Here is a 22,563-nt window from a genome sequence, read left to right as displayed (position 1 = left end):
TCTCCAAGTCTTTCTACCGCTGCGGCGAACGCCTTATGCGCGGCGCGCAGCAACAGACTGCATCGCCTGTTTCAGCTCGTGGATCAAGGTAACCGCCATCGACCGGAAAACAAGGATCATAAAACTGTCCGGCCCTGTGCGCGTGACAGAGGTCATCATATGCCCGACCTGCGTCCGCACCGTATGCCCCCGCTTGAACTGCGCGCGGCGCAGGTCCACGGGCACCAACCGCGCCAGAGCATCCTCGGCGGTGCCCCCGCTGAGCGACACGGCACTCCACGCATCGCTTTGATCAACCACCGCAGCGTGCTCGCCAAGGCTGGCATCCGGTGCAACCCCAATCAACACCGCCTGATTGCGCCCGAACCAGACACAGCGGGTTGCATCCGTGCCATTGCTGCGGTTGGGCTTGGGAAACGATACCCCATGTGCGGTCTTCATCGCAGCTGATACGTCCTGCTCTGATCCCCACACCATAACCGATGTTATCGGCCCCAAATCAAGCTCCACCAGCTGCGTCGCCCCAATCTCACACGGCAACGCATCCTCACAGGCTGTTCTTGCTTTCAATTCAGCCACGGGCACGGCCTCCCTCTGGGTCAAAGAATACAGGCGGGCAGATTTCCACCTCGACCTCCAAATCGCGCAGATGATCGACCACGCGCATCACCTCGCCGTAACGCTCTGGCCCGTTTTTCACGAACCCCAGCCCGATATAGGTACCAACCTCGGGGGAAAAACAGACCGAGGTAACATACCCCTGATCAGTCTCCCGCACCACTTCGGCGTCTTTCTCAAAGATGTGTGCGCCCGCACTCAGCAGCTTTACCGCACCTACGGGTTTCATCCCGACCAAGCGTTCGCGATCCGCCGCAACCAAGCCGGGCCGCCCGGCCATCACCTTGCCGATGCAATCCTTCTTGGCCGAGATCATGCCTGCCATCCCCACATCAAAAGCCGTCGTACGCCCGTGTATTTCGGAATGGGTGATGAACCCTTTTTCGATGCGCAGCACATTCAGCGCCTCCATCCCGTAAGCCCCGCCGCCCAACCCTTGGGCACGGGCAACCAGCTCGCGAAACAGGCTCTCGCCATAGCGTGCAGGCACCGCGATCTCGTAAGCATGCTCGCCCGAGAACGATATCCGGAACAGCCGCCCTTTGACGCCCAGAACCGACGTGTCGCCGCAGGCCATGAACGGCCAGCTGTCATTGTCGATCGGCGCGTCCAGCACCCCGTTCAACAGCTCGCGCGACTTTGGCCCGGCCACGGCAAACTGCGCCCATTGCTCGGTCACCGATGTCATCGCAACCCGCCATTCGGGGTGCAAACACTGTGCCACAAACTCAAGATGCTTCATCACCGCACCCGCCGCCGCTGTGGTGGTAGTCATCACGAAATGCTGGTCCCCCAGCCGTGCGCAGGTGCCGTCATCCATCACGGTCCCATCTTCGCGCAGCATCAGCCCATAGCGCACGCGCCCGACCTTCAGCGTCGAAAACATGTTGGTGTAAACGAAATCCAGCAAGGCCGCGGCATCTGGCCCCTGAATGTCGATCTTGCCCAGCGTCGACACATCGCAGACCCCGACTGCATTGCGGACATAGCCCACTTCGCGGTCACATGACTGCCGCCACGTCTTTTCCCCTGCCTTCGGGAAATAGCTGGGGCGGTACCACAGCCCCGCCTCGATCATCGGCGCGCCCGCCTCAACGCTAGCGCTGTGCGATGTGGTAAACCGCTGCGGCGCAAAGCCCGCGCCCTGCGCCCCCGCGCCCATCGCCGCGATGCTTACCGGTGAATAGGGTGGCCGGAATGTCGTCGTCCCGGTCTCGGGAATGCCGCGCCCAGTGGCATCGGCCAAAACCGCCAAGGCCCCAACGTTCGAGTTCTTGCCCTGATCCGTCGCCATCCCTTGTGTGGTATAGCGTTTCATATGCTCGACCGACCGAAAGTTCTCGACCGCAGCCTGTTTGACGTCCTTCACGCTCACGTCGTTCTGGAAATCCAGCCAGGCACGCCCCTTGCCTGCAACAGCCCAAAGCGGTGCCATCCGGTAGGGCGCATCCTCGGCCTGCGGCAGCGCCACATCGGGCACTGTCTTGCCAAGCATCTCCAGAACATTGCCCGCAACCTGCGCGCCCTCGGCCAAACAGCCATGGGTCGAAAACGTGCCGTTACACGCCCCCGCAGCGACCATGCCGGGAATGGCCGCTTCGGTGGGCACAAACGCCTGAATGTCAGGCCGCCATGTGGGCCGCCCGTTCATATGACAGGTCAGGTGCACCGTCGGGTTCCAGCCGCCTGACATGGCCAGACAATCGGTCTGGATTTTTTCGACGCCGCTGATGGTGCGGATAGAAATGCTCTCCAGCTCCTTGCCGCCAGCGGTGTTGAACACCTGCGCGCCGCGATAGACGGGGAAATCGCCCTTAATATCCACGTCGGTCCGGCTGTCGATCACCGCAGCAATCCGCACACCCGCATCCGCCAGATCACGCGCGGTGCGGTGCGCATCGTCATTATTGCCAAAGATCGTGAGCGCCTTGCCGGGGCTTACCCCCCAACGGTTCAGATAGGCCCGCACCGCCCCCGCCGTCATAATCCCGGGCCGGTCGTTGTTCTGAAACGCAATGGGCCGCTCCAACGCGCCAGCGGTCAAGATGCTATGCTTGGCCACAATCCGCCAGAAACACTCAAGCGGTGCTCCCTCGCCGCGGCGACCGTGATGGTGACCAACCTGCTCCAACGCGCCGAACGTGCCCTGATCATAGGCCCCAGTCACCGTTGTGCGCGACATCAGCCGAACGTTATCCATCCCCGCCAACTCGGCCACAGCCTCGGCCGCCCAGACATGCCCCGGCTTGCCTTCAATCTGATAGGTTTCGGCATTCAGCCGCCCGCCCATCAACGCGTCCTCATCGGCTAGAATAACATCCGCGCCACCGCGTGCAGCCGTCAAAGCCGCCATCAGACCCGCAGGCCCAGCGCCAATCACCAAGACATCACAAAACGCAAAGGCCCGTTCGTAACTGTCGGGGTTATGTGCCCCGCTCAACCCGCCCAAACCAGCCGCCCGCCGGATCACCGGCTCATAGACACGTTCCCAGAATTTGCGCGGCCACATGAAGGTCTTGTAATAAAACCCGGCCCCCAAAAACGGCGAGACCAGATTGTTCACCGCCATCACATCGAAATCCAGCGACGGCCAGGCATTCTGGCTCCGCACCTGCAATCCGTCAAACACCTCCTGCATGGTGGCACGCACATTCGGATCAGTCGCCGCACCATTCCCCACCGTGACCAGCGCATTCGGCTCTTCGCTACCGGCGGTCAAAACCCCGCGCGGACGGTGATACTTGAACGACCGCCCCATCAACGTCACGTCATTCGCCAACAAAGCCGAGGCAACAGTGTCCCCAGCGAACCCGTCATAGCTGCGTCCGTCGAAACTGAACGTGACCGTGTCGGACCGATCAATCAGACCCTTGCCCTTGATCCTCATGCCATGGCCCCCTTCACGTCCGACGCCAGCTCAACCGCCGACACCGCATGGGTCACCGTATCGCGCGTCACCACCAACCACGCACCACAGCCCGCCTCGTGGTGCCACAAATCGCGCGTCTGGCCTGCCGGATTATCGCGCAAATGCAAATAGCGATCCCAAGCATCCGCCCCCGCGTCCACCGCAGGGCGCGCCAGCATCACGGCATCACCCTGATAGTAAAACTCGCGCCGGTCGCGGCTCCCACAAATCGGACAGTCCAGTCTCATGCCAAACCTCTCTGAACGGGCATCTGCCCCTTCACCCTTTTAAAAATACTCAAATCCAACCCCATCCCCAAAGCGCCATCAATGAAGGTTATGCTGAGAACCGGTGCCCTCTTCATCCATCAAGCCGACGCCGGTACGGAACCGGTCCAACCGGAACTTCGCCGCTGGCGCATGGTGATTTCCCGTGGCCATCAGATGCGCAAAACTGAACCCTGATCCGGGCACCGCCTTGAACCCGCCGTAGCACCAGCCGCAATCAATGAACAAACCCTTGGTATCCGTCTGGTCGATGATCGGGCTGCCGTCGGGCGTCATGTCCATGATCCCGCCCCAACTGCGCAAGACCTTGGCCTTGCCGATCATCGGCATCAGGGTCATCCCCGCCTCCATCACATGTTCCGCCATCGGCAGATTGCCGCGGCTGGCGTAAGAGGCATAGAAATCCAGATCGCCGCCAAAGACCAAACCGCCCTTGTCGGATTGCGAAATATAGAAGTGCCCCATGCCGAAACTGACCACATGGTCGATGCAGGGTTTTAGCCCCTCGGTCACAAAGGCCTGCAAGACGTGGCTTTCAATCGGCAGTCGCATCCCCGCCATGGCCGCCACCTGACCTGAACGGCCCGCAACCACGATGCCGACCTTCTTGGCGCGGATCGCCCCGCGCGTGGTTTGCACACCGCGCACCTGACCGTTTTCGATATCAATCCCGGTGACTTCGCATTGCTGGATCAAATCAACCCCGCGATCCGACGCGCCGCGTGCATAGCCCCAGGCAACCGCATCATGCCGCGCCGTGCCGCCGCGCGGATGCAGCAGCCCGCCGTAGATCGGAAACCGCACATTGTCGAAATCGAGGTAAGGCAGGTATTTACGCACCCCTTCGCGGTCCAGCAGCACCGCATCGTCACCTTGGTTGATCATGGAGTTTCCGCGCCGCGCAAAAGCGTCGCGCTGACCGTCCGAATGGAACAGGTTGATCAACCCCCGCTGCGAATGCATGACGTTATAATTCAGGTCTTCTTCCAACCCTTCCCACAGCTTCAGCGAATGGGAATAAAACTCGGAGTTACCCTGAAGAAAATAGTTGGCGCGCACGATCGTGGTGTTACGCCCGACGTTGCCGCCGCCAAGATAGCCCTTTTCGAGAACGGCAATATTGGTAAGCCCGTGTTCCTTGGCCAGATAATACGCGGTGCTCAGCCCGTGACCGCCACCGCCGATGATGATCGCGTCATATTCCGCCTTGGGTTCGGCATCGCGCCAATGCGGTGCCCATCCCTTGTTTCCGGTCAATCCTTCGCGCAGCACGCGCAATCCTGAAAACCGCATCACATCCCCCAGTTCATCCGCCTTGATAGCAGCACCTTGGGGCTACTCAATCAAGTCCATTGCAAAGGTGCAATGGCTGGACAACCAATGGGGCGCGTTTTGCGCCGCGGACGGGTTCGTCCGCGACACTCTTTTATCAATTTCCGCTTTAGTGCAGTGGGGATTAAAGCCCTTTGGCGCGGTAACTTGCGGCAACCTTGGTGATACTGACCAGATAGGCCGCCGTGCGCAGATCCATCACATCATCGCGGCTGTGCCAAATGTCCGCCATAGACCGGTAGGCTTCGACCATTGTGTCGTACAGACCTGACCGAACCAGCTCCAGCTCGTCAGCGCCACGCAGGTATTTGTCCTTGAAATTCGGGCTTAGCTGCCAGCCCACACCGCTGTCGGCGCTCAGACGTTCAAGTTCGTCCACCAGCAACTGATGGCGGCTTTCTTCGTTGCGGCGCTGCATGCGACCAAACCGGATGTGGCTCAGGTTTTTGACCCACTCGAAATAGGATACAGTCACACCACCCGCGTTTGCATACATATCGGGAATGATCACCACGCCATTAGCGCACAGGATTTCATCGGCACCGGCGGTGACGGGCCCGTTCGCCGCCTCGACAATCAAGGGGGCCTTGATCCGGTTCGCATTGCCAAGGTTAATCACGCCTTCCAGCGCCGCCGGGATCAGAATGTCGCATTCCTGTTCCAACAAAGACGCCCCATCTTCGACCATCGTGGCATCGGGGTAGCCTGTGATCGTGCCGTGTTTGGCGATCCATTGATGCACCGCCTCGACGTCCAGACCCGCGTCATTACGCAACCCGCCGTCGCGTTCAATAATCGCCGTGATCAGGCACCCGTCTTCTTCGCTTAGAAACTTGGCCGCGTGATACCCAACGTTACCCAAACCCTGAACGATCACCCGCTTGCCGTTCAGCTTGCCCTCAAGCCCGGCTTTCACAAGGCCCTTGGCATCGCGGAAAAACGCATGCAGGGCATATTGAACACCACGGCCTGTTGCCTCTGTCCGGCCCTGAATGCCGCCTGCGTTAATCGGCTTGCCGGTCACGCAAGCGACACCGTTAATGTCTGTCGTGTTCATCCGCTTATATTGGTCCGCGATCCACGCCATTTCGCGTTCGCCTGTGCCCATGTCGGGCGCAGGTACGTTCTGCGCAGGGTTGATCATGTCGCGCTTGATCAGCTCATAGGCAAAGCGGCGGGTGATCAGTTCCAGCTCGTTTTCATCGTATTCGCGTGGATCGATACACAACCCGCCTTTGGACCCGCCAAAGGGCGCCTCGACCAGCGCGCATTTATAGGTCATCAAAGCCGCCAGCGCCTCGACCTCGTCTTGGTTAACACCAAGGCTATAGCGAATGCCGCCTTTCACCGGTTCCATATGCTCCGAATGAACAGACCGGTAACCGGTAAAAGTTTGTATGCGCCCCCGCAGACGCACCCCAAAGCGTACGGTATAGGTCGCGTTGCAGACGCGAATTTTCTCTTCAAGACCCGGAGACAGGTCCATCAGGGCAACGGCCCTGTTAAACATGATGTCGACACTGTCGCGAAAGCTGGGTTCATTTACGGGGGTCATAGAGTGCTCCTGTTTGGCAATGTGACCTAAGGTAAAATATCGGTAGCGCCACCTGTTGAGCATGTACCGAGCGAAGTTAGAACCCTCAAAGGTTATAAAATGCATATAAATTAGGCAGAATGAAAACTTTTTCCGAACGAATCGATCGAGCCTCAGAATGCCCTCGCATCGTTCCCAAATATGAAACAGTCACCGCAAACTGCCCCGTTTACACACGAAACTCACAAAATCGCCTCAATTTGCAGAAAATCCCGCCCCATTTGGGCCATGTTCTATCCCTATGACGGGATGGTTGATGCGATAGGTCCGGCCATCGCGCCAAAGCCGAACGGGTAGAAGGATTTCAAATGTCGCCTGCATTGCTGACGATCAAACCGCTCCAAGATGCAATCGTCGCCCAAACGCGGCGTTTTGCCCGCGAAGAAGACGGGATCATGACGATCTGGGTTCTGTTCGTGGTCTTGATGATGATCATGGTGGGCGGGATTCAATTGGATTTCATGCGCCATGAACTGGAACGTTCCAAGCTGCAGGCCGTATCGGATCGCGCGGTTCTTGCCGCGTCGGATCTGGACCAGACATTGGACCCCGAAGGCGTCGTCAGAGACTATTTCGCCAAATCGGGCATGACGGATTACCTGTCAAACGTCACCGTCGAAGACGGATTGAACTTTCGCACCGTAACCGTGGACGCGGTCAAACCTCTCGACACGCCATATCTGCGTAAATTCGGCTATGACACCTTGGATGTTCCCGCCCACAGCAAGGCCGAAGAACGCGTTGCAAATGTCGAAATTTCATTGGTCCTGGATATTTCCGGATCCATGGCACAGGGGTCGCGTATCTCTGACATGCGCGATGCCGCCAAGGTCTTTATCGACACAGTCTTGCAGGACGAAAACGAAGACCTGATTTCGATCTCCCTGATCCCCTATTCAGAGCATGTGAATGCCGGCCCGCTCATTACCAGCCGCATGAAAATGTACACCAAGCACAACTATTCACATTGCGTTGAATTTGACGACGATGAATTCAAAAGTGCGGCCTTGGACACAAATAGATGGCACGACCAAGCACAGCATTATCAGTGGAATTATGATGGCCGGAACAACGACCGCAACGAAACTGTATGCCCGCGCTTTAGCTATGAACGTATCAAACCGTTTTCTCAAAACCGCGATAGGTTGAAAGACCAGATCGACGATCTGACCCCGCGTGCGGGTACGTCTATTTTTATCGGGATGAAATGGGCCGCCGCGATGCTGGACCCTTCATTCCGTGACATCAACAATTCCCTAGTGTCCGCAGGGGAAGTTGACACCCAATTCCGGGGCCGCCCCGTAAATTACGACGATACGGAAACGCTCAAGACCGTTATTCTGATGACCGACGGTGAAAACGCCACCTCCAACCGGATCACCAGCCGTTACTACAACAGCGACAGCGAATATGTGCAATGGGACAGATACAACCTGAACTGGTATCTAAGCAAATATGTGTATTCCAGAGACCGCTCCGACTTTTACTGGCGCAAATATGACCGGTCGATCGGGAACAGCTTGCTCAGCGACATCTGCTCGGCCGCCAAAGCAAAACACATCGTGATCTGGACCATCGGATTCGAGGTCGACGATGACCCCTATGATAACGACGACGGTGCCGATGTCATGCGCAACTGCGCCTCTTCGCCAAGCCATTTCTTTGATGTCGACGGCATAGAACTGTCCGAAGCATTCCGCGCCATCGCCCGTCAAATCAACCAACTCAGACTCATCGAATGAGGCACCGCATGCAAAAAGCCCTTCGGCATTTTCGCAAAGATGAAAGCGGCGCGGTCTTCTTGATCGAGTTCGTTATCCTCTTTCCGTTGATCTTTGGCATCTTTCTGGGCTCGATCGAGATGAGCATATATTCCCTGCGTCAGGTGCATCTGAACCGCGGTCTGGAAGACGCAGTGCGGTTTGTCAGGTTGAATACGCGCAGCGACATGACCCATACCCAGATCAAAAACCTGATCTGCGAAAAGGCCGGCAACCTGCGCAACTGCGCTGAAACGCTGCGCCTTGAGATGATCACCGTCGATCCGCGTAATTTCAAAAAGCTGTCGTCTGACGTCGACTGCATCGATCAATCCAAACCCGTGACACCAGAGCGTGGTTTCGTCCTTGGCGAGCAACATGATCTGATGATTTTGCGCGCCTGTCTGAAATTTGACCCGATGCTTCCGACTTCGCGTTTGGGCTTCAAGTTCGCCACCGACGGGTCCGGTCAATCCGCGATGTATGCCATCTCGGCCTTCGTGCAGGAGCCAGGGTAATGTCGCGCAAACGTCTTAACTTCTTCGGCCTGCGCCGGTTCGCCAGCCACGAAGATGGCAGCGTATCGCTGGAAGCGTTGATCCTGATGCCTTTGGTATTGTGGGTATATGCCGCAATGTTTTCGATCTTCGAGACCTATGAAGAATACAGCCTGAACCAAAAGGCGGCCTTTACAATCGGGGACATGATCTCGCGCGAGACGTTGCCCATCGACAGTGATTACCTGGGCGGCGCGCATGATCTTTTGGACTATATCACCCAGTCGCAAGGCCCATCGACGTTGCGGGTCAGTTCGCTTCAGTATGACAAAAAACAAAACAGGTTCTATGTGCACTGGTCCCGCGCACGCGGAGCTGACTCTGCGGTCACAGATGCCGACGTCGCATCATGGACAAACCGGCTGCCCAGCATCCCCGACGACGAATATATCGTGGTGACCGAAACGACGACAACATTCACCCCGCCGTTCAACATCGGACTAGGCCAGCCCGAGATCAAGAATTTCGTCTTTACCCGCCCCCGCTATGCCCCCCGGGTTTTGTACACCGGCAGGTAAGCAAGGCCCGATGTCGGGGTGTGAAATCGGTTGGCCGATAGGCCAATTGGCCCGAAAAATGCATCTCTGTGCAGTTTTCCGAAATTGAACACCCGCCATGTAAAGTGGGCCGAGCGGCTATTCCGCCCGCAGGGCATTCACGGTCATGTGGGTAATCTTCTCGCCGGTGTTCGCGTCGACCAGAACGGGCACAATCGGGTCTCCGGTTTCGCGTGAGACCAGCGTAACAGACGGCTCGCCCGGTGGCGGGACATGCGCATTCGCCCACTCGATCAAGGACACCAGCATCGGATACAGCGCCTTGCCCCGTTCTGTCAGGCGGTATTCTTGGCGCAGCGGTCGCTGCTGGTAGGGTTCGCGGCGCAGCACGCCTGCCGCCTCGAGCTTGCGCAACCGGTCGGCCAGGACATGGCGGGTGATGCCAAGACGTTCTTGCATCTGTTCGAACCTGCGGACACCCAGAAAGCAGTCGCGCAACACCAGCATGGTCCAGCGGTCGCCGACCACGGACAGGCCCCGGGCGACAGGGCAGGCTTCGCTTTGAAGATCGTTCCATTTCATCCGAGTATCGTAGCAGGGATTGACAGGTTCCGAAAGAGAACTTACCGATAGTGAGTTCCTAAAAGGAATGCACTTTTTAACCGTGCGTTGATTGGTGGCAGCAGGCAGGCAAAGGTGGGTCAAAGACCATGAACAACGCGAGACCATTTTTGACCTCAGCAGTACGCTCTAGTTTTCACCAGGGTGTCGGCCGATGACCTCGGGCGGCGCGGCCACCGCGCTCTCCGACGCGGCGGCGAACGCGCGCGCGTCCCGCACACGGCTCATGCTCGAGGCACCCATCGCCCCCACCCTTGCAAAGCTGGCAGCGCCCAATGTGATCGCAATGTTCGTGCAGGCCGCCCAAAGCATTGCCGAGGCATATTTCGCCAGCCTGCTGGGCGTAACTGCGCTGGCAGGGCTGGCATTGGTGTTCCCGCTGGTGATGCTGACGCAAATGCTCTCGGCGGGTGCAATCGGCGGTGCGATTTCGGCATCCATCGCGCGCGCACTCGGGGCGGCGGATGTTGGACGGGCAGCGACGCTTACGCTGGCGGCGTGGATCATCGCGGCGGGCCTCGCTGTGATCATGGCGGTGCTGGTCGCATTATTTGGCACGCAATTTTTCATGATGCTGGGGGGCGGGAACGAAACGGTGGCCGCCGCGACGACCTATGCGCTGGTCTTCTTTCCCGGCTGCGCGGCAATCTGGCTTTGTAATGCCTCGCTCAGCGTGATCCGCGGGACCGGAAACATGCAGATGCCCGCGCTTTTGTTGCTGCTGGTGTCGATTATTTCCATCCCGCTTTCGGGCGGATTTGCCCTTGGCTGGGGGCCGTTGCCCGCGCTTGGCATGGCGGGGCTTCCGCTTGGTGTGGTTTTGGCGTTCACGGTCGGGGCGTTCGTCGCCATCGGGTATATCGTCATGGGGCGGACGGGGCTGTCCTTTCGGGGTGCAATCGGACGCCTTAACCTTGGCATGTTCAGCGACATCCTGCGGGTGGGCACGCTGGCCGCGATCAACACGGTGCTGACGACGGTCACCATCATCATGATGACGGGACTGGTCGGCCGCTACGGCGAAGGGGCGCTGGCGGGCTACGGCCTTGGCGCGCGGCTGGAGTTCCTGATGATCCCGGTCATCTTTGGCATAGGTGCTGCGATGACCGCGATGGTCGGGGCAAATATCGGCGCAGGCCGTACTGACCGCGCGCTGCGCGTGGCCTGGACCGGTTCCTTTGCTGCGGCGGGTATCGTGGGCGGCATCGGTCTACTGCTGGCGGTCTTTCCGGACCTCTGGCTGGGCATGTTCCTTGACCCTTCCAACACCACAGCGCTTGATGCCGGCCGCAGCTATTTCCGCCTTGTCGCGCCATTCTATGCCTTCTTCGGGCTGGGGCTCGCGCTTTATTTTGCATCGCAGGGCGCGGGCAGTATGGTCTGGCCAGTGATCAGCAGCTTAAGCCGCATGGCCGTGGCGCTGGTTGGCGCGCTGATCCTGACGACATACACAGGAATGGGCGTTAACGGTATTTTTGCCGCCATCGGCTGCGCCATGCTGGCCTATGGGATGATCATCGCGCTGGCCATCCGGCGCAGCGGTTGGAGAAAGGAAAAACCATGACAGCACTGTATCTCGAGGATTACAAAACGGGACAGACCTTTGGTTCTGGCCGCATAAACGTGACCGAAGAAGAAATCATCCGTTTCGCGACCGAATTCGATCCGCAGCCCTTTCACCTTGACCCTGAGCTGGCCAAGGGCACCTTTTTTCGCGGCTTGGCGGCAAGTGGTTGGCACACAGCGGCGCTGACGATGCAGCTTCTTGTTGGTGGTGAGATGACCCCGGCCAACGGGATTATCGGCGCGGGGTTTGAATCGCTCAACTGGCCGAGGCCCGTCCGGCCCGGTGACACGCTGCACGTCATTTCCGAAGTCCTCGAGGTGCGGCCTTCCAAATCCCGCCCGACGCAGGGCATGATCAAAGTGCGCAGTACAACATTTAACCAGAATGACGAGATCGTTCAGGACTCTGTTGGTAATCTTGTCATCATGGCACGGCCCGCAGACACCCCGTAAATCACGCAGAGAAAGCTGCCGTCTGAGGGTACGCAACGAGTGTGCCCCGCCGGCCCGTCGGGCGCATCCAATACCTTTGAACTTTGACAGGCAGGCGTGAGCAAGCGTAGTTTACTGCATGAAGAAAATTGTCATTTCTTGTTTGTTTCTGGGCATTTCAGCTGCGGTATTGGCCTTATACGTTTGGCCATATTTTTATCAAATCAAGCACTACGCCCTAGAGGAACTAATAGGGCTAACATGTGATGAGCTTGGCGAAAGGCACGAGGAAGTAATCTTTGCATATCACGACGCCGCAATTCGCCACTTTAACAGAACCGGCGCGTTTCCGGATGACCTTGGACTGCCACAAGCGAATGACTTGCCATATGTCATTTTAATGGAACAATTCATTCAGGATAACGATCTTGAAGGGTTCAATCTGTCCAAACCCCATTCCCTGTCCACATCAGGGCCGGAGTATGAGTTTTTTGCTGAAATAACCCGTATATGTGCGGCAAGCCCGTCATTGGATGCATTGCAAGCAGTCGACCAAGCCGCACAGAACCTTAATCTGACGGATTAGCCAGCCAATCAAGTGAGGCCGTCGTAGACTTTGAAAACCAACCTGTTCATTATTGCCAGAACCCTCAAAACAAATTGCCAGAAAGGGTCAGCGTTTGGGACAATATTTCAGGGCGGGCCTTATATGTTTCGGGATATTTTTGTCCGCCAAGGCACAGGCCGGTTGTCCGCAAGGACAAGAACCCATCACATCATGCGAGATCAAGGGCCGAAACACCGAGGTCTTTGCCTGCTTTGACGATCAGATTGCGACGTATAGTTACGGACCAATCGGCGGGGCACCAGACCTGTTCTTGTCCGAGACCATCGAGGATGTAGATTTCGAGCCGTGGTCGGGCATCGGCAAGGCGATCCACGAGAAGATCACATTTTACAACGGCGATTACAGCTACGAAGTTGGAGGCGGGTTTGACCGACCTTTTTCCGAGGAAGAAATGTTGCTGCCAACCCGGCGCTTTGGCTGGCTCGACGTTGCACAAAACGGTGAGACGCTGAACACGCTTGATTGCATCCCCGAAACGGTGACCTACGGGTTTGGCGGCGGAATCTATGATGCCAAAGTGGCTGCGGGCCTCGAATGGGACGATTATTCCAAGACATGGCGGCCTGATCCCAATCGTCCAATGGCCCCACCCGCGCAGGCACCGATCTTGATAAAAGGCACAGATGTCGGGATGGTTGAGGACTGCCTACCCCCCGAGGAATTTAAACTGTTCGGAATAAACTTGGGGTATCACGTAGCAGATCTTGCCAAACTTGTACCGCCAGTGGTCGGTGAGGTGATCACGGGTCGCGGCCTTGAGTTTGAACGGTTCATGTATGACGGCCTCCGTATGGATACATACCAGGGCGCTATCATAGAAATGGAAGCCACAACGCCGTTTTGGGAGATGCCGTCAGGCATCAAAGTCGGATCAACACGCGGAGAAGTTATCAGCATTCTAGGCCGCGTTCCCAATGGGGCCGCAGCCACATCGAAAAAGTTCGGTGCCCTCGTCTGCTTGGACGATCGGGAGACTGCTGCTGAATGGTATGTCGTGATTAATTTTGGACACGATAAACGCGTCCAAAGCATAAGTTTTGCGAGTATTTCGCCTTAGCGTGTTACCACACGCGGGTGCAAAATAAGAACGATTAGAAACGGGTAACGGGTTAAAGCTTGCCTGTTTCGTCTGGCTGGTCGCGGACCGCCATCATCGTTGAAATAACCTCGGCCATGTATTTGGTCTGGTTTCCGGGTGTCATCCCTCCGATGCCAATCCGACGGCCCATCCGCCACCACAGGCCGGGACGCCAAACCCTGTCGGCACCAGTGCCGGGCTTTGTACGCAGCAAGAAACCGTTGGACGGTTTGAATGCAAAGACGCCACAATCAATGTGTTCGATGTCTTCGACACGCGCGATCAATGTGCCGTCACTGCCCCGCAATACATTCGCCGTCAGTTCGATCGTGCCTTCGGTTGCGCGCCGCATGAAATCGGCCATCCAGATTGCGCCGCCGCCCACGACAAGCAAAAACAACTGCCAGCCCAAACCGGGTGACGATGTGAACGCCACATAGATCAGAAACATGCCCAGAAAACCCAGCGAAACCAGCCCGATCAACCGCCGCCCGGACGAGGCGCGCGCAGTGGCTAGAACAGTGTCGTCTTCGGGAAAATCCAGCGTCATGGCAAAGCCTCAGGTTAGGGTCGCTTTGCGTACCTTGCCCCGTCCCTGTTTGGCAAGCCTATTGGTCGCTTGCAGCGTTTAATCGTTCCGCGATGGCTTGCGCCGGTCCGGTTCCCTTTTGGTCGGGCGCGACAGCACCTCTTGCAGGCGACCCGCATAGGCTGCACGGGCAGTATCATCCATGCTTGCAAGTTCTTTCAGCCACGCGTCTTGCACGGCCTGCTGGACGGCGACACTCGCGTTGGCCTGTTGATCAAGCGCCGAACGGACGCGGGCAATGTCGAAAGGTTCGGCGCGTATGGCCGATACGACCTCGCTATATAGCTCCCGCCGTGCTGTCCGGGTCAGATGACCCGCTGGCTTGTTTCGCCGCAGTTCGTTGAACATATCACGCCTGCGCTCTTTCTCGAGGGCTATGATGTAAGGGGTGCCATAGTCGCGCATGTTGCCACCGGCCCCGCCGTGCGGTCCGTCAAAACGGTACGCCGCCCCTGCAACCAACCCGGCAACCAGTAGGTTCACCCCGAGCGATAGCCCCAGTGCCCACCGCATCCATTTGCCGTTTCCTGTCAGTTTCGATGCCATGGTCTATCCCTCTTCAATGTCCCAGCCAAAGGCTGACAGGTCCGGCAATGCAGTGTCGTCTACGGATGCATAAGCCGTGCCCGTAATTATTTGCGTCGCAATATCAGGCAGATTGTTGGGCGGGGCCACCCCGATCCAGAACCCGACAGCGGTGGCCGTCACCAACCCGCCAAATGCAGGTGCGCCGCCGATGGCTTGCCAGATTGCACGCCAGCCGCCCGACTTGGCCTTGGGTTGCTGTGCCACGGCATCGGCCATGATCCTGTCCATCAGCCCTTGGGGCATGGCAGGCGGGGTCGCCCGCGCGTCTTGGAACAAGGCCTCGAGCATATCTGTGTCAGGTTTTGTCATCATCATATCCCAATGCTTCGCGCTGTCCGGCCAACAGAGCGACCAATGCGCGTTTGCCCCGCGCTGTCAGGCTTTCCACAGCTTCGACCCCAATATCAAGGATCTCGGCAATCTCTGGATTGGCCAAGCCTTCAATGTGGCGCAGCACAACCGCTTGTCTTTGGCGTTCTGGCAAGGCGTCCAATGCGGTCTGAAGCGCGTCTTCGCGCGCGCCACGTTGCAATTTGGCCTCGGCACTTTCGGCTGGGTCGGCGGGCTCTGCGATGTCCTCAAGCGGGACACCACCGCGGCGTTTGCGCAGCCGGTCCGTGCACAAATTTGCCACCACCCGGTACATCCAGGTTGACACCTTGGCCTCTCCTGTCCGCCACTGCGGTGCTATTTTCCACAGCCGCATCAAGGCATCTTGGGTCACGTCCTCGGCCTCGGTGCCATCGCCCAGCACCCGAAATGCATGACCGAACACGCGCGGCGACAATTGAACTGTCAACAAACGCGCGGCGGCCTCGTCGCCACCCGCATACCGCGCCAAAAGCGCTGCATCAGGGTCCTCGACCACATCGTCAATGGAGGCATCAAAGCTCATAATCTTAGGGCTAACGGCTGCGGGCGCACCATTCAAGCGCGCCCGCGCCACTAGATTACTCGGACTTGTCGCCGTGGCGCTTGCCATGGTCATCATGCTTGTGGTGTTTGCCGTGCTTGCCACCCATCCGCGCTTTCTCGAATTCTTCAGCGCTTAGTGTGCCATTGCCATCGGCATCCAGCTTGTTGAACATTTTCTCGGGCGAATGGCGACCTGCCATTTCTTCCATCGACAGCTTGCCATCGTCATTGGCATCCATCCGCTTCATCATCTTGCCGGACCGCTTGTCCATCCTGTCGTCGCCCATGGCCTGCAGCTCTTCTACGGACAACGACCCGTTGCCGTCTTTATCCAGCTTGGTCATCATGCGCTGGCTACGTTCTGCGCGGCGCTCGGCAGCGGCGGCTTGCATTTCGGTCTCGCTCAGAAAACCGTCACCATCTGTGTCGGCTTTGGCAAAACGCGCCTCTGCATGCGCTTTCATTTCTTCCTGCGTCAATTGACCGTCGCCGTTTGTATCCAGTTGAACAAAGCGATCTTGCTGTGGCGGTTCTTGCGCCAGTAAGGCGGTACCGCCCAAGGCAATCAGGCCACTCAACAATGCGATTTGGAAATTTGCTCGGTTTGTCATTTGTTTTTCCTTTGGTGATCTCAATTTCACCTACCGTTTGGCGTGGTGATACTGGGTCAAACGCCGCGGCTGGAAACTTCCGTCGCAAAAAGTGTAAAAAACTTTCCCGGTTCAATTTGCGACATCACGTCGCTATAGCGGTATCCCACCTTTCAATTGCATCCAAACGCACGCATATGAGAAGGGCATCAGGATTGAGAACATGACAGATCACAGCACCGAACTTGCCCAGACAGATACAAACGAACGCGCGATGGCCCCGTCGCTGCTGCGCGGTTGGCGACGCAAATGCCCGAACTGCGGGGCTGGTCCCCTGCTCAAGGGGTATCTCAAGGTCAATGACAGCTGCACCGTGTGCCGCGAGGAATTCTTTCACCACCGGGCAGACGACGGGCCCGCCTATCTGACAATCCTGATCGTCGGGCACCTGATGGCCCCCATGTTGCACGTGGTATTTGTGACATGGCGTCCCGAACCTTTGACGCTGTTTACAATCTTTGCGGTTGGCTGCGTCGGCTTGTCGCTCTACCTTCTGCCCAGACTAAAGGGGGCCTTGATCGGTTTCCAATGGGCAAAGGGCATGGGCGGGTTTGGGCGCGACTAACGCGCGACACCTATACCGGCCCTGCTGATCGCATGAATAAGGGCCACTTGATGAGCATCGACAAAAGCCAAATCCGAAACGCGTCCACGGTGATCGTGATTCGCGACCGCCACGAAAACCCCAGCATCCTGATGGGACAGCGCGGTGCGCAGGCCGTGTTTATGCCCAATAAGTTTGTGTTTCCCGGCGGTGCGCTGGACGCAGGCGATGCGCATATCCCCTTGGCCAGCCCCTTGCCCGACACCTGCTTGAACCGATTGGCCGAAGATGCCGATGCATCGCTTGCCCATGCTTTGGCCGTCGCGGGCATTCGCGAACTGTGGGAAGAAACCGGGCTTATCTTGGGCGAAAAGGGACAATGGCAGGGCAAGCCCCCACCCGATTGGGAAACATTCGCGCAGCGCGGATACCTGCCAAACGCCGCACCGCTGCAATTCGTGTTTCGCGCCCTGACGCCCCCCGGCAGGCCCCGCCGCTTTGATGCGCGGTTCTTTTTGGTGGATGCCGATGATGTCGCCACGGATCTGGATGATTTTGATGCCGCCTGTGATGAACTTTCACACTTGCAGTGGATTGCCCTGTCGGATGCACGGTCTTTCGACATGCCCTTTATCACCGAGGTGGTTCTGGCAGAAGTCGAGGCCCGCGCCAAAGAACTGACCCCACCTGAGTCTGTCCCGTTCTTCAAGAACAACGACGAGGAAAGCCTGTTCCTGCGCCTGCGCGGCCGCCCGATGGCAGACTAACCCAGTTTCGGGCAGCTCTTTATTTTGAAAAACTCCGCGCCCACCTCAGGCGACAAGCACCAGCATCAAGATAGAGGCAACCAAAACCGCCATTCCGGCCCATTCGCGGCCGGTGATTTTCTCGCGGAAAAACAGGGTCGATGCCGCAACGCTCAGGATCAGCTCGACCTGCCCCAACGCTTTGACATAGGCCGCATTTTGCAGGGTAAAGGCGATGAACCAACACAGCGATCCGCCCATGGACATCATCCCGACCCACGCGGCCACCTTGCGCGCCTGCCAAACGGCGGTCATCTGGCCCGGCTCGCGCAGCTTTAGATACACAGCCATGATGGCCGCTTGCATGCATACCACAGCGGCAAGGGTCACCCCGGCCCGCAAAACCGGCATGTCGGACATGACGGCTAAAGTCGCCCCGCGATAGGTCACCGCCGAAATCGCGAACAAGAACCCCGAAGCAATGCCCAAACCCGTGGCCTTGTTGCCCAGATCACGCAGACGAAAACCGTTTTCGCCCTGCTTGGCGGACAAAAGCAACAGCGCCAGCACGCCCAGCCCAATTGCCGCAAAGCCCCAGACCGTCACTCCTTCGCCTAAGATCAGCCAGCTGGTCAAAACCGTCAGGATGACTTCAGTCTTTTTAAAGGTGATGCCAACGGCGAAATTACGTTGCTTGAACAGCAAAACGACGCAGACGGTTGCCAAAATTTGCGCCGTACCACCCAGCAAACCGTAGGCCCAAAACCCCGGGCCAATCTGAGGCAACCCCATCCCGCTGACCAACAGATAGGCTACCAGACCGCTAACGATAAACGGCGCTGAATATAGAAACCTTGAGAATGTGGCCCCTGCTGCCGACAGCGTTGCTGTCGCCAGATATTTTTGCAGCATGAACCGCGCCGTTTGAAAAAAAGCGGCGGCAAGGGTGACGAGGATCCACAGATCGGGCAATGCATCTATCATGCTGTCTCTTATGCGCTTTTAAAAGCCGCCTACCAGCCCTCAATCACAGTTTGGGATCGGGGTTTTCCGTATGCCCGTCCACGGCGATCACCTGACCGGATACCAGTCGCGCCCCGTCTGATCCTAGAAACACCGCCATATTCGCAATGTCGCGCGCCTCGACAAAGCTGCGCATCGACGTGCCCGACGCGTATCCTTCATAGACCTGATCTCGGGTCATGCCTTTGGCTGCGGCCTCGCGGGCCAGCACGCCTTCCATGCGCGGGCCTTCGACCGAACCGGGGCAGATTGCGTTGGCGCGGATACCAAAGGGGCCCAGCTCCATCGCGAGGGTTTTCATCAGCCCGATCATCGCCCATTTCGCCGCCGCATAGGGTGCGCGATTGGGATAGCCGTAAATGCCCGCCGTGGACGAGGTGATCACGATGGCACCGCTGCCCGCCGCCTTCATCAGTGGTGCGGCATGTTTCGCAGCGATAAACGCACCTTCCAGATTGACGCTGACGCAGGCGCGGAAATCATCCAGCGCCACGTCTTCGATTAGCGCCGTCGGCCCCGCAATCCCCGCATTGGCGCAGAGCACGTCGATATGGCCCATTTCGGCGATGATCGACGCCATGGCGGCCTCGTCGGTGGCGTTGGCCACGCGGTGATGCCACTGCGCAGGACAATGATCCAGCGCTGCGCGGTCGGTGTCGGTCACCCAGACCTCGAACCCCGCAGCGGCAAAACCGTCGCCCATGGCGCGCCCGATGCCTGACGCGCCCGCCGTGATCAGAACCCGTTTCAACGGGGCGCGCCGACATAGCGGCCAACGCCTTCGGGCTTGGGCAGGTTGGCGTGCGCATCGGCGAACCGCACCAGCGCGGCCTCGATTTCTGGGCTGGGGTTTGACGGCTTGCGGGTTTGCAGGCTGACGTGCAGCAGGAAATGTTCCCCCGTGGCCAGCAGGCGGTCGCCCTCGTACATTTCGTGCCACAGGTGCATCTTTTTGCCCGCCCCCATCAACACCCGCGTGCGCACCTCGATCAGGGCACCGGCATGTGCCTCGTCGACATGACGGATATGAGTTTCTGCGGAGAAATAGCTGCCGCCTGACGCGATATAGTCGGCATCACAACCGATCAGTTCCATAAACCGATCCGTCGCATCGGCAAAGGCTTGCAGGTATTTCGCCTCGGTCATGTGGCCGTTGTAGTCGGTCCAGTCCAGCGGCACGGCGCGGCGCACGGTCAGCACCGGCTGGCTGGCGTCTGCAATGTCATCGGCCCGCGCGTCCAGAACCGTGCCTGCGCGCAATGTCGCCTCGTGTGCTTTCATCAACCGGCCCGCGCCCCAGTCCTGCTGTTTTAGCGCGCGCATCATCGACACCAGATTGTTGTCGCGGATGCGTTCCAGATCGCGGATGCCGTAAGCGCCGGACTGTTCGTCAGATTGCCCCGCAATCAGATCGACCAATTCGTCGTTGAACTCGGGCACATCCATCAGTTTGGTCCACGGCCATTTCAACGCAGGGCCGAACTGCGCCATGAAATGCTTCATCCCTGCCTCGCCACCCGCGACACGGTAGGTTTCAAACAGACCCATCTGCGCCCAGCGGATGCCAAAACCATAGCGGATGGCGTTATCGATTTCTTCCGTGGTGGCGATACCGTCTTTGACCAGCCACAAGGCCTCGCGCCAGACGGCCTCAAGGAAGCGGTCCGCGACATGGGCGTCGATCTCTTTTTTCAGATGCAGCGGGTACATCCCGATCGAGGTCAGCGTTTCTTTGGCCTTGTCCACCATCGGCCCGTCGATGCCATTGCCGGGCACCAATTCGACCAGCGGCAGCAGATAGACGGGGTTGAACGGATGCGCGACCATGATCTGTTCGGGGCGCGCCATGCCGTCTTGCAGCTCGGAGGGTTTAAAACCCGACGTGGACGACCCGATCACCGCATCCGGATCGCAAGCCTGCTGGATCGCACCAAAGGTGGTGTGCTTGATCTCGAGCCGCTCTGGCACGCTTTCCTGAATCCATGACGCGCCCTGAACGGCGTCCGAGATGCTGTCGTGAAAACTGATCACACCCTCATCTGGCAGGGCCACATCTGTCAGGCCCGGCATGGAGCGCCGCGCGTTTGCCATGACTTCACCGATTTTGCGTTCGGCTTGGGGATCGGGGTCAAAGACCTGCACATTCCATCCGTTCAGCGCAAACCGAGCAGCCCATCCGCCCCCGATCACGCCACCGCCAATAACTGCTGCAATCTTTGTCATTTTCGCATCCTTAACTGGCTGATGTCATAGCCGTTGAAATCCAATATCTCTTGTGCGGCCGTTATCCGGTCCGCCCCGCCGGTGGGCTTGCGGTCCAGTATCCAGCCGAAATCCCCCGCAGGGTTGCCAATGACCGCCGTGCGAAACCCTTCGTCGACCCACAGCACCCAAAACTCGCGGGTGCCGCCATCTGGCCGGGTCAGGGCATAGCGGCCTTGCCCTGTGGACGTCGCCCGCCAAACGCCATCGCAAATGCCCGCCCCATCACAGAACTGAAAGGCTGGCCCGCCAGTGCTGTCGACAAAGGCAACGGTGGCAGGTGCATCGGCGTCAAAGCTGCCGCGCATCACCCACGCCCCTTTGAACCGCGCCGCATCGTAGCGGCTGGTTGACCCGATCAAGGCCGACTGGTCGCGGTATCCCTCAGTCAGCGACGGAACCTGCGCCCCGCACCCCGCCAGCAATATTAACGCCAGCAGCGCACGCTTCACTTCGGCGCTCGTTTGGTCAGGCCCAGCTTTTCGCGGACTTGTGCAGGGGTCATCAACCGTGCGCCCATGTTTTCAATGATCGTGCCCGCGCGTTCAACCAACTGCCAGTTTTCGGCCAACACGCCTTTGTCCAGCCACAGGTTATCCTCAAGACCCACGCGCACATGGCCACCGGCCAGAACAGATGCCGCGACATAGGCCATCTGGTTGCGGCCCAGACCAAAGGCGCTGAACGTCCAGTCGTCCGGCACGTTGTTCACCATTGCCATGAACGTGTTCAGATCATCCGGCGCGCCCCACGGCACGCCCATGCACAGCTGTACCAAGGCGGGGCTGTCCAGCACACCGTCTTTGACCAGCTGCTTGGCGTACCACAGATGACCTGTATCGAACGCTTCGATCTCGGGTTTTACGCCCAGATGCGTCATCATCTGGCCCATCGCGGTCAGCATGCCGGGGGTGTTGGTCATCACGTAGTCGGCTTCGGCAAAGTTCATCGTGCCGCAATCGAGCGTGCAAATCTCGGGCAGACATTCGGCGATATGCTGAACGCGCTCGGATGCGCCGATCATGTCGGTGCCTTCAATCGGGGGCATCGGGCGTTCGGTCGGGCCAAAGATAATATCGCCCCCCATGCCAGCCGTCAGGTTCAAAATCACGTCGGTCTCGGATTCGCGGATGCGTTCCGTGACCTCGCGATACAGATCCAACCGGCGGCTTGGCACACCGGTTTCAGGGTCGCGCACGTGGCAATGCACCACCGCGGCCCCGGCTTTGGCTGCTGCAATTGCGCTGTCGGCGATCTGTTCAGGGCTGCGCGGCACATGATGGCTACGGTCTTGGCTACCGCCCGATCCGGTCACAGCGCAGGTGATAAACACGTCTTTGCTCATGGTAAGTGGCATGGGTTTGCTCC

The 22,563-nt window shown here is 58.5% G+C and carries 25 protein-coding genes; 9 read left to right on the top strand and 16 right to left on the bottom strand.

Annotation, left to right across the window (positions count from 1 at the left end):
* Positions 1-33: 33 nt before the first annotated feature.
* From KZZ06_RS09695 to KZZ06_RS09675, 5 genes are all read right to left on the bottom strand, one after another.
* On the bottom strand, positions 34-579 hold the full coding sequence (locus tag KZZ06_RS09695; RefSeq protein WP_219579824.1) for a sarcosine oxidase subunit gamma: 546 nt from the start codon (positions 577-579) through the stop codon (positions 34-36).
* Positions 572-3,505, bottom strand: a complete 2,934-nt coding sequence (locus KZZ06_RS09690; RefSeq protein WP_219579823.1) for a sarcosine oxidase subunit alpha family protein — start codon at positions 3,503-3,505, stop codon at positions 572-574. The genes KZZ06_RS09695 and KZZ06_RS09690 overlap by 8 nt, the downstream gene beginning before the upstream one ends.
* Entirely contained in the window at positions 3,502-3,774 is a 273-nt protein-coding gene (locus KZZ06_RS09685; protein WP_219579822.1) for a sarcosine oxidase subunit delta, read from the bottom strand. The genes KZZ06_RS09690 and KZZ06_RS09685 overlap by 4 nt, the downstream gene beginning before the upstream one ends.
* Positions 3,775-3,852: 78 nt before the next feature.
* Positions 3,853-5,106 (bottom strand): sarcosine oxidase subunit beta family protein, encoded by a 1,254-nt coding sequence (locus tag KZZ06_RS09680; RefSeq protein ID WP_219579821.1) that lies wholly within the window; start codon positions 5,104-5,106, stop codon positions 3,853-3,855.
* 163 nt (positions 5,107-5,269) lie between these two features.
* The gene (locus tag KZZ06_RS09675; protein ID WP_219579820.1) at positions 5,270-6,700 is read right to left on the bottom strand and encodes a Glu/Leu/Phe/Val dehydrogenase; all 1,431 of its coding nucleotides are present in this window, start codon (positions 6,698-6,700) and stop codon (positions 5,270-5,272) included.
* Positions 6,701-7,047: 347 nt separating this feature from the next.
* Between KZZ06_RS09675 and KZZ06_RS09670 the strand changes: the two genes are divergently transcribed.
* From KZZ06_RS09670 to KZZ06_RS09660, 3 genes are read left to right on the top strand one after another with little or no spacing between them, the layout of a single operon-like run.
* Complete coding sequence (locus KZZ06_RS09670; protein ID WP_219579819.1) at positions 7,048-8,481, top strand: Tad domain-containing protein; 1,434 nt, start codon at positions 7,048-7,050, stop codon at positions 8,479-8,481.
* Positions 8,482-8,489: 8 nt separating this feature from the next.
* Positions 8,490-9,017, top strand: a complete 528-nt coding sequence (locus tag KZZ06_RS09665) for a TadE/TadG family type IV pilus assembly protein (protein ID WP_257884273.1) — start codon at positions 8,490-8,492, stop codon at positions 9,015-9,017.
* Entirely contained in the window at positions 9,017-9,574 is a 558-nt protein-coding gene (locus KZZ06_RS09660; RefSeq protein WP_219579817.1) for a TadE/TadG family type IV pilus assembly protein, read from the top strand. Before KZZ06_RS09665 ends, KZZ06_RS09660 begins: the two co-directional genes overlap by 1 nt.
* A 117-nt stretch (positions 9,575-9,691) precedes the next feature.
* On the opposite strand, the gene KZZ06_RS09655 is transcribed toward KZZ06_RS09660, so the two are convergent.
* Entirely contained in the window at positions 9,692-10,135 is a 444-nt protein-coding gene (locus tag KZZ06_RS09655) for a helix-turn-helix domain-containing protein (RefSeq protein ID WP_219579816.1), read from the bottom strand.
* 193 nt (positions 10,136-10,328) lie between these two features.
* Between KZZ06_RS09655 and KZZ06_RS09650 the strand changes: the two genes are divergently transcribed.
* From KZZ06_RS09650 to KZZ06_RS09635, 4 genes are all read left to right on the top strand, one after another.
* Positions 10,329-11,738 (top strand): MATE family efflux transporter, encoded by a 1,410-nt coding sequence (locus KZZ06_RS09650; RefSeq protein ID WP_219579815.1) that lies wholly within the window; start codon positions 10,329-10,331, stop codon positions 11,736-11,738.
* Positions 11,735-12,193, top strand: coding sequence for a MaoC family dehydratase (locus KZZ06_RS09645; RefSeq protein WP_219579814.1), 459 nt, complete (start codon positions 11,735-11,737; stop codon positions 12,191-12,193). Before KZZ06_RS09650 ends, KZZ06_RS09645 begins: the two co-directional genes overlap by 4 nt.
* A gap of 118 nt (positions 12,194-12,311) precedes the next feature.
* Positions 12,312-12,758, top strand: a complete 447-nt coding sequence (locus tag KZZ06_RS09640; protein ID WP_219579813.1) for a hypothetical protein — start codon at positions 12,312-12,314, stop codon at positions 12,756-12,758.
* 139 nt (positions 12,759-12,897) lie between these two features.
* Positions 12,898-13,857: a hypothetical protein gene (locus tag KZZ06_RS09635; protein ID WP_219579812.1), complete on the top strand. Its 960-nt coding sequence runs from the start codon at positions 12,898-12,900 to the stop codon at positions 13,855-13,857.
* A gap of 52 nt (positions 13,858-13,909) precedes the next feature.
* Here the strand turns inward: KZZ06_RS09635 and KZZ06_RS09630 are convergent, their stop codons facing one another.
* The 5 genes from KZZ06_RS09630 to KZZ06_RS09610 all read right to left on the bottom strand — a co-directional run bounded on the left by KZZ06_RS09630 (position 13,910) and on the right by KZZ06_RS09610 (position 16,581).
* Entirely contained in the window at positions 13,910-14,428 is a 519-nt protein-coding gene (locus tag KZZ06_RS09630) for a hypothetical protein (protein ID WP_219579811.1), read from the bottom strand.
* A gap of 78 nt (positions 14,429-14,506) precedes the next feature.
* Positions 14,507-15,013, bottom strand: a complete 507-nt coding sequence (locus KZZ06_RS09625; protein ID WP_219579810.1) for a periplasmic heavy metal sensor — start codon at positions 15,011-15,013, stop codon at positions 14,507-14,509.
* Between the two features lie 3 nt (positions 15,014-15,016).
* Entirely contained in the window at positions 15,017-15,370 is a 354-nt protein-coding gene (locus KZZ06_RS09620) for a hypothetical protein (protein WP_257884272.1), read from the bottom strand.
* On the bottom strand, positions 15,351-15,950 hold the full coding sequence (locus KZZ06_RS09615; RefSeq protein ID WP_219579809.1) for an RNA polymerase sigma factor: 600 nt from the start codon (positions 15,948-15,950) through the stop codon (positions 15,351-15,353). The genes KZZ06_RS09620 and KZZ06_RS09615 overlap by 20 nt, the downstream gene beginning before the upstream one ends.
* Before the next feature lie 55 nt (positions 15,951-16,005).
* Positions 16,006-16,581 (bottom strand): EF-hand domain-containing protein, encoded by a 576-nt coding sequence (locus tag KZZ06_RS09610; RefSeq protein WP_219579808.1) that lies wholly within the window; start codon positions 16,579-16,581, stop codon positions 16,006-16,008.
* A 202-nt stretch (positions 16,582-16,783) separates the two neighbouring features.
* Here KZZ06_RS09610 and KZZ06_RS09605 point away from each other — a divergent pair, with 202 nt between their 5' ends.
* Entirely contained in the window at positions 16,784-17,185 is a 402-nt protein-coding gene (locus KZZ06_RS09605; RefSeq protein ID WP_219579807.1) for a DUF983 domain-containing protein, read from the top strand.
* A 50-nt stretch (positions 17,186-17,235) separates the two neighbouring features.
* Positions 17,236-17,931 carry an NUDIX hydrolase gene (locus KZZ06_RS09600; RefSeq protein WP_219579806.1) on the top strand — a complete coding sequence of 232 codons (696 nt, stop codon included), beginning with the start codon at positions 17,236-17,238 and terminating at the stop codon, positions 17,929-17,931.
* Positions 17,932-17,976: 45 nt separating this feature from the next.
* On the opposite strand, the gene KZZ06_RS09595 is transcribed toward KZZ06_RS09600, so the two are convergent.
* Genes KZZ06_RS09595 through KZZ06_RS09575 form a run of 5 tightly spaced genes read right to left on the bottom strand, consistent with a single transcriptional unit; the run spans position 17,977 to position 22,552 of the window.
* Positions 17,977-18,894, bottom strand: coding sequence for a DMT family transporter (locus KZZ06_RS09595; RefSeq protein WP_219579805.1), 918 nt, complete (start codon positions 18,892-18,894; stop codon positions 17,977-17,979).
* Between the two features lie 43 nt (positions 18,895-18,937).
* Positions 18,938-19,684, bottom strand: a complete 747-nt coding sequence (locus tag KZZ06_RS09590; protein WP_219579804.1) for an SDR family oxidoreductase — start codon at positions 19,682-19,684, stop codon at positions 18,938-18,940.
* Entirely contained in the window at positions 19,681-21,156 is a 1,476-nt protein-coding gene (locus tag KZZ06_RS09585) for a carnitine 3-dehydrogenase (protein ID WP_219579803.1), read from the bottom strand. Before KZZ06_RS09585 ends, KZZ06_RS09590 begins: the two co-directional genes overlap by 4 nt.
* Positions 21,153-21,647 (bottom strand): lipocalin family protein, encoded by a 495-nt coding sequence (locus tag KZZ06_RS09580; protein WP_219579802.1) that lies wholly within the window; start codon positions 21,645-21,647, stop codon positions 21,153-21,155. Before KZZ06_RS09580 ends, KZZ06_RS09585 begins: the two co-directional genes overlap by 4 nt.
* Positions 21,644-22,552: a 3-keto-5-aminohexanoate cleavage protein gene (locus tag KZZ06_RS09575; RefSeq protein ID WP_219579801.1), complete on the bottom strand. Its 909-nt coding sequence runs from the start codon at positions 22,550-22,552 to the stop codon at positions 21,644-21,646. The genes KZZ06_RS09580 and KZZ06_RS09575 overlap by 4 nt, the downstream gene beginning before the upstream one ends.
* Positions 22,553-22,563 lie beyond the last annotated feature (11 nt).

The organism is Sulfitobacter sp. CW3, assembly GCF_019392245.1.
In the GTDB taxonomy this organism is placed as follows: domain Bacteria; phylum Pseudomonadota; class Alphaproteobacteria; order Rhodobacterales; family Rhodobacteraceae; genus Sulfitobacter.
This window is presented reverse-complemented; position numbering and strand designations above follow the sequence as displayed.